At 32.8% G+C, this 12329-nt stretch carries 10 protein-coding genes; 6 read left to right on the top strand and 4 right to left on the bottom strand.

What is annotated here, in order from left to right; all coding sequences use genetic code 11:
* Positions 1-204 precede the first annotated feature (204 nt).
* The 4 genes from KA828_RS05745 to KA828_RS05730 all read right to left on the bottom strand — a co-directional run bounded on the left by KA828_RS05745 (position 205) and on the right by KA828_RS05730 (position 4541).
* Positions 205-1131 (bottom strand): diacylglycerol/lipid kinase family protein, encoded by a 927-nt coding sequence (locus KA828_RS05745; protein WP_210125697.1) that lies wholly within the window; start codon positions 1129-1131, stop codon positions 205-207.
* 210 nt (positions 1132-1341) lie between these two features.
* Positions 1342-2847 carry an S-Cys-Gly-3M3SH uptake peptide MFS transporter gene (locus KA828_RS05740; RefSeq protein ID WP_053029950.1) on the bottom strand — a complete coding sequence of 502 codons (1506 nt, stop codon included), beginning with the start codon at positions 2845-2847 and terminating at the stop codon, positions 1342-1344.
* Between the two features lie 303 nt (positions 2848-3150).
* A complete protein-coding gene (queF, locus tag KA828_RS05735) occupies positions 3151-3651 on the bottom strand; it encodes a preQ(1) synthase (protein ID WP_075108244.1) in 501 nt (166 codons plus the stop codon).
* Positions 3652-3656: 5 nt separating this feature from the next.
* On the bottom strand, positions 3657-4541 hold the full coding sequence (locus KA828_RS05730; protein ID WP_210125695.1) for a DMT family transporter: 885 nt from the start codon (positions 4539-4541) through the stop codon (positions 3657-3659).
* Between the two features lie 790 nt (positions 4542-5331).
* On the opposite strand from KA828_RS05730, the gene nrdI reads away from it, so the two are divergent.
* From nrdI to KA828_RS05700, 6 genes are all read left to right on the top strand, one after another.
* Positions 5332-5730, top strand: a complete 399-nt coding sequence (gene nrdI / locus KA828_RS05725; RefSeq protein WP_053029947.1) for a class Ib ribonucleoside-diphosphate reductase assembly flavoprotein NrdI — start codon at positions 5332-5334, stop codon at positions 5728-5730.
* The gene (gene nrdE / locus KA828_RS05720; RefSeq protein WP_210125693.1) at positions 5693-7798 is read left to right on the top strand and encodes a class 1b ribonucleoside-diphosphate reductase subunit alpha; all 2106 of its coding nucleotides are present in this window, start codon (positions 5693-5695) and stop codon (positions 7796-7798) included. The genes nrdI and nrdE overlap by 38 nt, the downstream gene beginning before the upstream one ends.
* Before the next feature lie 127 nt (positions 7799-7925).
* Positions 7926-8894 carry a class 1b ribonucleoside-diphosphate reductase subunit beta gene (gene nrdF / locus KA828_RS05715; protein ID WP_053029945.1) on the top strand — a complete coding sequence of 323 codons (969 nt, stop codon included), beginning with the start codon at positions 7926-7928 and terminating at the stop codon, positions 8892-8894.
* Between the two features lie 700 nt (positions 8895-9594).
* A complete protein-coding gene (locus KA828_RS05710) occupies positions 9595-10569 on the top strand; it encodes an ABC transporter permease (protein WP_210125691.1) in 975 nt (324 codons plus the stop codon).
* Entirely contained in the window at positions 10553-11512 is a 960-nt protein-coding gene (locus KA828_RS05705; protein WP_075108240.1) for an iron chelate uptake ABC transporter family permease subunit, read from the top strand. Before KA828_RS05710 ends, KA828_RS05705 begins: the two co-directional genes overlap by 17 nt.
* Positions 11509-12294, top strand: a complete 786-nt coding sequence (locus KA828_RS05700; protein ID WP_075108239.1) for an iron ABC transporter ATP-binding protein — start codon at positions 11509-11511, stop codon at positions 12292-12294. Before KA828_RS05705 ends, KA828_RS05700 begins: the two co-directional genes overlap by 4 nt.
* Positions 12295-12329: the final 35 nt, after the last annotated feature.

The raw sequence follows: 12329 nt of genomic DNA, 5'->3' as shown, positions 1-12329 counted from the left end.
GCCTCAACAACAAAAAAAGAGATTAAACACTCTTAGGTTGCTTAATCTCAATATTAGGACTCTTCAGTCCGATTTGACGAAGAGCCGTTTATGGATGGAAAGATGTGGAAGCATTCTTTCTTGAAGCATAATTAAAAATAAGCGATTAAGGTATGATGAATGAGTCATTAACCTTAATCGCTTTTATATTGATAGAATTAATAGTTATTGTTCAACATTTTCTGGGAAAGTTAGAATTTGAATTGCTTTTGGCAGAACTTCAATAGAAATAGGTGTTTCTAAATTAATTTCACCGTCAATGTCTACTTTCATAATTGGATCCGTGGATAATGTAATATGCGCACCAGCAATATGATCAATCCCATTTGTAATTTCGTTCCAATCCATACTATCGCGTTTCTTAAAGATGTCATTAAGAATAGTGAAACTTTGTTTATCAAAGATAAAGCTATTCACTTTACCATCTTGAGGAGATAAATCGACAAGTGGAATACGACTACCGCCTATGTTTGGGCCATTAGCAACAACAAGCATTGATGTGTTACCTGTATATTCTTTGTCATCTACAGTTAATTTATAATCGAAATGTTCAGGGTTCATTAATGTTTTAACGGTAGAACCGACATAGCTCAACTTGCCGAAGATGTCTTTACGACCTTCTTGGACATTTTCAGCATTTTGAACGATTAATCCTAAGCCAACGAAATTGAGTACATACGTATCATTTACTTTCATGACATCATACGATTCTAAATGTGAAGTCTTTAACTGCTCACTGGCTTTTCGGAAGTCTGGATGTAGATTTAATGTTTTAGTAAAGTCATTAAATGTCCCTCCAGGAATAATTCCGATAGGGAGGTTGAGTTGATTTGTCATAACACCATTGATAAGTTCGTTAACAGTACCATCCCCACCTAATATGAAGACAATATCCACATCACTGCTATAGTTTTGATTTTTAATATCTTCACAATATTTAATGATGTCGCCTTCATTTTCACTTAATTGAATGGATAAATGCTTACAAATGGTTGTTAGCGATTTAGTAACTTCTCCTAAACCATCATATATATCTTTTAGACCACTATGTTCATGGTAAAAAAGAACCCCATGATTAAATGTTTGATCCATAATAATGCCTACTTTCGTAATTTACTTTAATTATCTTATATTTACCCGAAATCAGGTTTACTTAATTATGATTTGCTTATTTCAAGTGCTCAAGTCTTTATGATTACACTTTTTACGTTGATACACAAAGAAAAAGGATGGAACAGAATTCAATTTGAATTCATTGTTCCATCCCTAAATATTAGGACACTTTTTAAATAGTCTAAAAGGTTAATGAATACCTTTCATTGCTTTAGAAATCTTCGGTGTGAAAGCTAAGATAATCACAGTAATGACAATTGCGACACTACCTAAGAAGATAAAGTAATTTGTTTGACCTAAAGGTTCAATTAATTTAACTAACGTACCATTAAGTGCTTGTGCAGATGCGTTTGTTAATAACCAAACACTCATCATTTGCGCATTAAATGCTTTCGGTGCTAATTTAACTGCTGCACTATTACCTGTAGGAGATAAACATAATTCACCAACTACACAGATTACATAAGATAGGATAACCCAGTTTACTGAGAAGTGTGAATCACCATAACTCATACCGATAAGTCCCATTAGAATATATGAAGCACCTGCTAATAAGGTACCAATACCAAACTTGACTGGTAAGCTTGGTTGTCTTTTACCCATTTTTAACCAGATTGTTGAAACGACTGGTGCGAAGAGTAGGATAAATAACGGGTTAATTGATTGGAACCATGCTTCACCAAATTGTGTCTGCCAACCAAATAAATTCAGTTGCATATCAGAACGTTCTAATCCATAAATATTTAAAACGTTTGAACCTTGTTCTTGAATTCCCCAGAATAACATTCCTAGAATAAATAATGGTATAAATGCTTTAACGCGAGAACGTTCTACATCTGTAACTTCTTTACTACGAATCATCGTTGTAAAGTAAATAATTGGTAATGCAATACCTAGAACTAAAACTGTATTACTAATAAGATTAAATGATAATGTATTAGTAAAGTATGTAACTAATAATACAATAGCAATTACGATTACAACTAAGCTAACAATTAATCCATATTTTCTTTTTTCTTCAGGAGAAAGTGGATTTGTTGGATTCATACCAACAGAGCCTAAATTTTTCTTGTTGAAAATCATATACCATACTAAACCTAATGCCATACCAATTGCTGCGATTAAGAAACCGCCGTGATAATTTTTCACATCAAGGAAATGTTGCAAGATAATTGGTGAGATTAATGCGCCTAAGTTAACTGACATATAGAATATAACGAACCCAGCATCCATACGTGTATCATTCTCAGGATATAATCGTCCAACAATGTTTGAAATATTTGGTTTCATTAAACCAGAACCGATAATGATAAAGAACATTGATGCAAATAACCCAAACATTGCGAATGGTAAACTTAAACAAATATGTCCAATAATAATCAATACTGCACCGATCAAGGTCGCGCCTCTAGTACCGAAGAGTCTATCTGCGACCCATGCACCTGGAATTGAAGACATGTAAATTAATGCCCCGTAAACGGACATAATAGACATTGCAGTCGTTTGGTCAATGCCTAGACCACCATTTTTAATTTGGTCATACATGTAGAAAATGAGCATGGCGCGCATACCGTAATAACTAAATCGCTCCCAAAATTCTACAAAGAATAGTACACCTAAGCCATTAGGATGTCCGAAGAATCCACGCTGAGGTATTGTTTGAACTGCTTGTTCATGGGAATTGTTTGTTGCCATATGTATCCCAATCCTTTCTTCCCTTTAAAGACTGAAATTTAATAATCAAGATGATGATATGTAAAATGATGTAATTTCTTAAAAATAGAAATTTTTAGAAATTTCAGTCAATGAGTTGATGATTTAAAATCGAATGAGAATAAGTTGCTTTATTTAGATCATCTTACTCTTTTGTAATTTTAAATGATAATAATAAAATACGCTTTAATTCACTAATAGGCAATAGTAAATTTAAATAAATTATCACAAATAATGAAAAAATCCACTAAATTGTCAAACAATTTAGTGGATTTTATTAATCTTTTATCTATTATCTATTTTTTCTGGATATAAATCGTGGTTCATTAATCGATGCTCAGCCATTTTTTCATATTTAGAATTAGGGCGACCATAATTTGTATATGGATCGATAGAGATACCACCACGTGGCGTGAATTTACCCCAAACTTCGATATAATGTGGATCCATTAACTCTATTAAATCATTCATAATAATATTCATGCAATCCTCGTGGAAGTCGCCATGATTTCTAAAGCTAAATAAGTATAATTTTAATGATTTAGATTCTACCATTTTAACATTTGGAATATATGAAATATAAATGGTAGCGAAATCCGGTTGACCTGTAATAGGACAAAGAGATGTAAATTCAGGACAATTAAATTTTACAAAGTAATCGCGCCCTTGATGTTTATTGTCAAATGTTTCTAAAACTTCTGGCGTATAGTCAAATTCATATTTATTGTTTTGATTACCTAATAAAGTAATATCTTGTAGTTCTTCTTTTTGACGTCCTTGCGCCATATGAATCACTCCTTAGTGTTAGATTGGTGTTGCGTTGTTACTGTTTGTCGTCGCGCTTTTTCAAACATATAATAGCTTGCGCCGATGATAATGACATAACCAATGAGTGCATAGAAATCTGGTGTTTCTCCGAACAGAATAAATCCGAAGACTGCCGTGAAAATAATCGAAGCATACGTAAAGATAGATATGTCCTTCGCAGGTGCAAAGCTATAGGCAAGTGTAATACCAATTTGGCCAACTGCTGCTGAAAGACCCGCTCCTAAAAGGTAAACCATTTGTATCGTTGTCATTGGTTCATATGTCGCAATTGAAAACGGAATTAAAACGACAACTGAAAATAATGAAAAATAAAACACGATAGTATAAGGTGCTTCTCTAGTACTAAGTGCACGAACACATGTGTATGCAGAGGCTGCGAAAATACCTGAGAATAATCCGGCTAATGACGTAATCATTGTTGAAGAGAACTCAGGTTTAACGATAAATAACATACCAAAGATTGCTACTATCATAGCAACGATTTGATATTTACGAACTTTCTCATTTAGAAAAATTAAACTCAGTAAAATAGTCCAAAAAGGATTAAGTTTCATTAGAGTATCTGCATCGCTTAATACCATATGATCAATGGCATATATATTTAATAAGACACCTATAAGTCCTAATGTGGAGCGAGAAATTAACAATGGTTGACTACTTAATTTCCCGAACATAGGCTGTTTATATTTAAATATGAAAAACAATGGGATAAACATTGCGACAAAATTTCTTGCTAATGATTTTTGAAATACAGGTAAGTCTCCTGCAAGCCTGAAAAATACAGACATAAAACTAAAACCAATCGCTGAAATTAGAATTGCAATGATGCCCTTAACTTTTGGATTCAAGGTTAATCGCCTCATTTGTAAAAAATTACCGTATATATAGTAGCATAATTCAATTAGTAATGCATAAATACTTGAAAATAATATGGGGATGTAATATGATTTAAACACGAACAAATGTTCTGTTTAAATAAAAACACGTTAGATGCCATTTTTTTATAAATGTTATATTCGTGTTTTTAGAGAGAGACATAATATATATTTGAATAATTGTACAAAATACATTGATTGTTTAAATAATTGGTCTTCAAGAACGCTGACAATTCAATCATTTATATTGCTGGTGAAAATGCAACTAAAACACATTAAATATTCAAAAATAAATATTTGTATCAATTTAACTTTGATGTGATGCACATTCAGACGTTTTTCCGAACTTTTGTCACGAAATAGTTACTTTCAATTAAGAGAGCAATTCTGTATAATGAAACACAGAATATAGTATTGAATTTGTAAATGAACCACAACATGTTGTGGTTGTATAAAAAGTTTGTGTTATACAAATTATTCATTTTAATAGAAATTTCACACTGGATTTTAAGTCTAAATCCCCAATTCAATGCTATTTATACGAACGAGCTAATAGATGAAATAGTCTCGAAATTTTAGTCTAAACACTACATGTAGTGGCTAGAAATGAAAGTCACTTCTTTTAAGTATAACGATCATCAGCTAGTTGACATCCAAATAAATGTCTAAAATATGTCGTATTTAATGTCTAGCAAGTTTTCTTATTTAATTAAGAGAACTTCTTTTTAGTTAATAATATGGACTGACGAAAGAAGGCGTTCCAATGAAAGTAGTTTATTTCTCTTTTTCTGGTAATGTAAGAAGATTTATCAAGCGAAGTGAAATTTCAGATGTAATGGAAATAACTAAAGATAATTGTACAGATCCATTTGATGAACCTTATATTTTAGTTACGGGAACAATTGGATTTGGTGAAGTGCCTAAAGAAGTACAATCGTTTTTAGATGTTAATCATCAAAATTTACGCGCAGTTGCAGCAAGTGGCAACCGAAACTGGGGACAAAACTTTGCTAAAGCGGGTAAAACAATTTCCGAATCATATCATGTACCTCTATTAATGAAATTTGAAGTACAAGGTTCTAATAAAGATGTTATTGAATTTAAAAATAAGGTGGGGCATTTCAATGAAAATGATGAACGAGAAAAAGTACAATCATATTGAACTAAATAATGAAGTTACGAAACGTAAAGATAATGGTTTCTTTAACTTAGAGAAGGATCAGGAAGCATTAGCGGTTTACCTTGAAGAAATCCATGATAAAACAATTTATTTTGACAGTGAGATTGAACGATTACACTATCTCGTAGATAACAATTTTTATTTTAATGTCTTCGAGAAATATAGCGAAGCAGACTTAGTTGAAATCACTGAATTTGCTAAATCAATCAACTTTGAATTTGCAAGCTACATGTCTGCTAGTAAGTTCTATAAAGATTATGCGTTAAAAACTAACGATAAATCACAATATCTAGAAGATTATAATCAACACGTCGCAATCGTTGCGCTTTATTTAGCAGACGGCAATAAACAACAAGCAAAGCAATTTATTCTAGCGATGATTGAACAACGATACCAACCTGCGACACCAACGTTCTTAAATGCAGGACGCGCACGTCGTGGTGAATTAGTATCATGTTTCTTGTTAGAAGTGGATGATAGCTTAAATTCTATCAACTTCATTGATTCTACTGCCAAACAGCTAAGTAAAATTGGTGGTGGTGTAGCAATCAACCTATCTAAATTACGTGCCCGTGGTGAAGCTATTAAAGGTATTAAAGGTGTAGCGAAAGGTGTGTTACCTGTAGCGAAAGCGTTAGAGGGTGGATTTAGCTACGCGGATCAACTCGGTCAACGTCCAGGTGCTGGTGCTGTCTATTTAAATATCTTCCATTATGATGTTGAAGAATTCTTAGACACTAAAAAAGTAAACGCTGATGAAGACTTGCGTTTATCAACAATTTCTACTGGTTTAATTGTACCTTCTAAATTCTTTGATTTAGCAAAAGAAGGCAAAGATTTCTATATGTTTGCACCACATACGGTTAAACAAGAATATGGTGTAACACTAGATGATATTGATTTAGAAAAATATTATGACGATATGGTAGCAAACCCTAATATCGTTAAGAAGAAAAAAGATGCAAGAGAAATGTTGAATATGATTGCACAAACACAATTACAATCGGGCTATCCATATTTAATGTTTAAAGATAATGCGAATAAAGTGCATGCCAATTCAAATATTGGTCAAATTAAAATGAGTAATTTATGTACAGAAATCTTCCAGTTACAAGAAACATCAGTAATTAACGATTATGGTATTGAAGATGAAATCAAACGTGATATATCTTGTAACTTAGGTTCATTAAATATCGTTAACGTCATGGAAACAGGTAAAATTAAAGACTCTGTTCATACTGGAATGGATGCGTTAACTGTAGTTAGTGATGAAGCTAATATCCAAAATGCACCAGGCGTTAGAAAAGCGAATAGTGAGTTACACTCAGTTGGACTCGGTGTTATGAACTTACATGGTTATTTAGCTAAAAATAAAATAGGGTATGAATCAGAAGAAGCTAAAGATTTTGCGAATATATTCTTCATGATGATGAACTACTACTCAATTGAGCGTTCAATGGAAATTGCTAAAGAACGTGGTGAAGTATATCAAGATTTTGATAAGTCTGATTATGCTAGCGGCAAATATTTTGATTTCTATACATCTCAAGACTTTGAACCTAAATTTGAAAAGGTAAAACGTTTATTTGATCATATTGATATTCCAACGGCTAATGATTGGAAAGCATTACAAGAACAAGTGCAACAATATGGTTTATATCATGCATATAGATTAGCGATTGCACCTACACAAAGTATTTCATATGTACAAAATGCAACAAGTTCAGTTATGCCAATTGTTGATCAAATTGAGCGTCGTACGTATGGAAACGCTGAAACATTCTACCCAATGCCATTCTTGTCTCCAGAGACAATGTGGTACTATAAATCAGCTTTCAATACTGATCAAATGAAACTCATCGATTTGATTGCTACGATTCAAACACACGTGGACCAAGGTATTTCAACAATCTTATATGTGAATTCTGAAATTTCAACACGTGAATTATCAAGATTATATGTTTATGCGCATCACAAAGGGCTTAAATCACTATATTATACGCGTAATAAATTATTAAGCGTTGAAGAATGCACAAGTTGCGCAATTTAATTTTTAGAAGTTAACAGAATAAAGTATTAAATAGGGGAAGGTTGTAGGGTCAACACGACAAATTGATTCACCTCCTTTCCCTTTAACGAATGAGATTTGCTTTTTAGTAATTAAGGAGGATTTTTAAATGAAGGCCGTCAATTGGAATACCCAAGAAGATATGACGAATATGTTTTGGCGTCAGAATATCTCTCAGATGTGGGTAGAAACAGAATTTAAAGTATCAAAAGATATTGCAAGTTGGAAGACACTAACTGAAGACGAGAAAAATACATTTAAACGTGCATTAGCAGGATTAACAGGATTGGATACGCATCAAGCAGATGATGGTATGCCGTTGATTATGTTACACACAACAGACTTACGTAAAAAAGCAGTGTATTCATTTATGGCAATGATGGAACAAATTCATGCGAAAAGTTATTCACATATTTTTACAACTTTACTTCCTTCTAGTGAAACGAACTATTTGCTAGATACTTGGGTTATTGAAGAGCCTCATTTAAAATATAAATCTGATAAAATTATCGAAAATTATCATAAATTGTGGGGAAAAGAAGCCTCTATATATGATCAATATATTGCGAGAGTTTCAAGTGTATTTTTAGAGACATTCCTATTCTATTCTGGTTTCTATTATCCTCTATACCTAGCTGGGCAAGGTAGAATGACTACTTCTGGTGAGATCATTAGAAAGATTTTATTAGACGAATCGATACATGGTGTATTTACAGGACTAGATGCACAAAGTTTGCGTAATGAACTTTCTGAAAATGAAAAACAAAAAGCAGACAAAGAAATGTATAAATTATTAGAGGATTTATATGCAAATGAAGTCTCTTATACACACTTGCTATATGATGATATCGGATTAAGTGAAGATGTATTGAATTATGTTCAATATAATGGAAATAAAGCTTTATCAAATTTAGGTTTCGAACCTTATTTTGAGGAAAAAGAATTTAATCCTATCATTGAAAATGCTTTAGATACTTCAACTAAAAACCATGACTTCTTCTCAGTAAAAGGTGATGGTTACACATTGGCGTTAAATGTAGAAGCATTACAAGATGAAGATTTTATTTTTGAAGATTAATCAGTAACAACATGATATAAATGAGATAATATCTGAGACCTAGTTCTCAGAACGTTAGCCAGTAAATGCGTTTGTTAAAACGCATTTACTGGCTTCTTTATTTATAATACTTCGTATTGTTGGCTTGCTTGCTCAACGTGCTTTGCTTGTGGGAGTGGGACAGAATTCTTTTAAATTCGTCGTCCCACCCCTGCAAAGGTGACTAGAACTGAGAAAGCTTGATTTAAGCGCCTTCTCAGTTCAGTCAACTACTGCTAATTTGCTAAATAGCATTATTATATTATTTATGTCCCAGACTCTCTTTGAAAATACTGCTCCCCTAGGAGTCTCCGCAACTATGTTTCGTTATCTATCTTAGAACTATTTACGTAAGTGTGTGCACTTAAGTTCCTCAACCCCAGCTCGTTTTGCTTGTAGATTTTCATATTGAAAGTCTCTTTGCCGCGGACCTTTTTTGGTTGTGGTACGTCTGATTGTTGGCCATCATGATGAAACAACTTAACCGTGTTATCTATTATGTGTTCGGTTCGTACAATCTACATTATTTCTTTCGATTCATGTATAAATATGAATATATCTTCAAATTACTATTGAAATTCAGGTCAGTAATCTTTAATATTGATTATAGCGACAATGATAATCATTATCGTTGATAACGACTATCATTTCAATACATATAGCAAGACGAGGAGAATAGATAGTGAAGTTTTTATTTAAGGGTTATGTTTTACTTATCATATTAGTATGTTTAACTATAGTCTCCTTATTTGTTGGGGTGAGTCAGCTCTCTCTTTCAGATATTTTCCACTTAAACGAAGAACAGCAAAATATTTTGTTTTCAAGTCGTATACCTAGAACAGTTAGTATTCTTCTTTCTGGTAGTTCACTCGCATTAGCAGGATTAATTATGCAGCAGATGATGCAAAATAAATTTGTAAGCCCGACGACGGCAGGAACAATGGAATGGGCTAAGTTAGGTATTTTAATTTCGCTTATTTTTTTCCCAAAAGGTCATATATTAATTAAATTATCATTTGCGGTTGGATTAAGTTTGGCAGGGACATTCTTATTTGTGAAATTAATTAATTTAATTCGTGTTAAAGAAGTTATCTTTGTGCCATTACTAGGAATTATGATTGGTGGTATTGTATCCAGTTTCACGACATTTATTGCCTTAAGAACTAACGCATTGCAAAGCATTGGGAACTGGATGAATGGCAACTTTGCAATTATAACAAGTGGACGCTATGAAGTTCTTTATCTTGTTGTGCCGCTACTGATTATTGCGTTTATCTTCGCAAATCACTTTACGATTGCTGGTATGGGGAAAGATTTTAGCCATAACTTGGGTGTTAGCTATGAAAAAATTATAAATATTGCATTGTTTATTACAGCTGCACTGACGGCATTAGTAGTTGTTACTGTAGGTACACTACCATTTTTAGGTCTGATCGTACCAAATATTATTTCGATGTATAGAGGTGACCATTTAAAAAATGCACTTCCACATACACTCATGCTAGGATCAATATTTGTATTGTTCGCTGATATCGTAGGTAGATTGATTGTCTATCCTTATGAAATTAATATCGGATTGACTATTGGTGTCTTCGGAACAGTGATATTCCTAATATTACTAATGAAAGGTAGAAAGCATTATGCAAATGAGTTCTAACAAGAAAATTACCATATTAATTATTGCGACAATTTGCATGGCAGCATTTTACTTATTAGTAGGTTTAGACTATGAGATTTTTCAGTATCAATTTCAAAGTCGGTTGAGAAAATTGGTGCTTATCCTCATTGTAGGTGGTGCGATTGGGGCATCAGTTGTTATCTTTCAAGCGATTACAACCAACCGATTATTAACACCATCAATTATGGGATTGGATTCTGTTTATTTATTTGTAAAAGTGTTGCCAGTCTTTTTAGTAGGTACACAAGCTGCAGTTGTCACTAATGTATACTTGAACTTTTTTGTGACACTAATTGCTATGGTCTTATTTTCATTATTGCTATTTGAAGGCATGTTCAAATTAGGGAACTTCTCAGTATATTTTATTTTACTTGTAGGTGTGATTTTAGGGACATTCTTCCGAAGTATTACGAGTTTTATCCAGTTGATTATGGATCCTGAGTCGTTCTTAGCAGTACAAAGTGCTATGTTTGCAAGTTTTGAGGCATCTAACTCTAAACTTGTCCTTATTTCTACATGCTTATTACTTGTTTTAATTGTGATTACAGTGATATTGCGTCCATACTTAGATGTATTACTACTTGGAAGAGCGCAAGCAATCAATTTAGGTGTATCTTATGAGACAATGACGCGTTTACTTCTTATATTAGTGGCTTTATTGGTCTCTATCTCAACGGCTTTGGTTGGTCCGGTTACATTCTTAGGATTATTAACTGTAAATTTAGCACATGAATTAATGAAGACGTATGAACACAAATACATTTTGCCAGCAACCATTTTAATTAGCTGGATCAGTTTATTTTTAGCACAATGGGTTGTTGAAAATTTATTTGAAGCTACAACAGAGTTTAGCTTAATCATTGATTTAATCGGTGGTAGTTACTTCATTTACTTACTTGTCAAAAGGAGAAGTGCAAATTGATTGAGATTAAAAATTTAGATAAAGCGATACAGAATAAGCCAATTTTAAAAAATATTAATGTTGATATTCAGAAAGGTAGGCTCACCTCTCTTATAGGACCCAATGGCGCTGGTAAAAGTACCTTATTATCTGCGGTAAGTCGCTTATTTGAGTATGAAAAGGGTTCAATTAAGATTGAAGGTAAAGCAGTCGATGATTATAAAAGTGATGATTTAGCTAAAAAGTTAAGCATTTTAAAACAGACGAATCATACAGATATGAATATAACGATTGAACAATTAGTAAACTTTGGTCGATTTCCTTATTCAAAAGGACGTATGAAGAAGGAAGATTATGAACAAGTTGAGTATGCGCTAGATTTATTGCAGCTTCAAAACATTCGTCATCGAAATATTAAAACGTTATCTGGGGGTCAACGACAACGTGCGTATATTGCAATGACTATTGCGCAAGATACGGATTATATTTTATTAGATGAACCGTTAAACAATCTAGATATGAAACATTCTGTGCAGATTATGCAAACGTTACGCCGACTTTGTAAAGACTTAAACAAAACAATTGTCATTGTTCTACATGACATCAACTTTGCGTCATGTTATTCAGACGATATCATCGCATTAAAAGATGGTGAAATCGTCAAAGCAGATACAAGAGATAATGTTATTCAGACCGAGATTCTAAAGCAATTATATGAAATGGATGTTCATATTGAAGAGATCAGAGGGCAACGCATTTGTCTGTATTACGATGAAATCACATTTGACTCACTTTGTAATTAAATCATTTAACCTCATATTTTAAAGGGGTGATGCTA

This window comes from Staphylococcus sp. GDY8P85P (assembly GCF_017892405.1).
GTDB classification, from domain to species: Bacteria; Bacillota; Bacilli; order Staphylococcales; family Staphylococcaceae; genus Staphylococcus; species Staphylococcus borealis.
Note: the sequence above shows the minus strand (reverse complement) of the source record. Positions and strands in the feature narration are given on the sequence as shown.

Bases quoted from the DNA above. Each gene is read 5' to 3' on its own strand.
- KA828_RS05745 (WP_210125697.1), bottom strand. From the start codon at position 1,131: ATGGATCAAACATTTAATCATGGGGTTCTTTTTTACCATGAACATAGT.
- KA828_RS05740 (WP_053029950.1), bottom strand. From the start codon at position 2,847: ATGGCAACAAACAATTCCCATGAACAAGCAGTTCAAACAATACCTCAG.
- queF (WP_075108244.1), bottom strand. From the start codon at position 3,651: ATGGCGCAAGGACGTCAAAAAGAAGAACTACAAGATATTACTTTATTA.
- nrdI (WP_053029947.1), top strand. From the start codon at position 5,332: ATGAAAGTAGTTTATTTCTCTTTTTCTGGTAATGTAAGAAGATTTATC.
- nrdE (WP_210125693.1), top strand. From the start codon at position 5,693: ATGAAAATGATGAACGAGAAAAAGTACAATCATATTGAACTAAATAAT.
- nrdF (WP_053029945.1), top strand. From the start codon at position 7,926: ATGAAGGCCGTCAATTGGAATACCCAAGAAGATATGACGAATATGTTT.
- KA828_RS05705 (WP_075108240.1), top strand. From the start codon at position 10,553: ATGCAAATGAGTTCTAACAAGAAAATTACCATATTAATTATTGCGACA.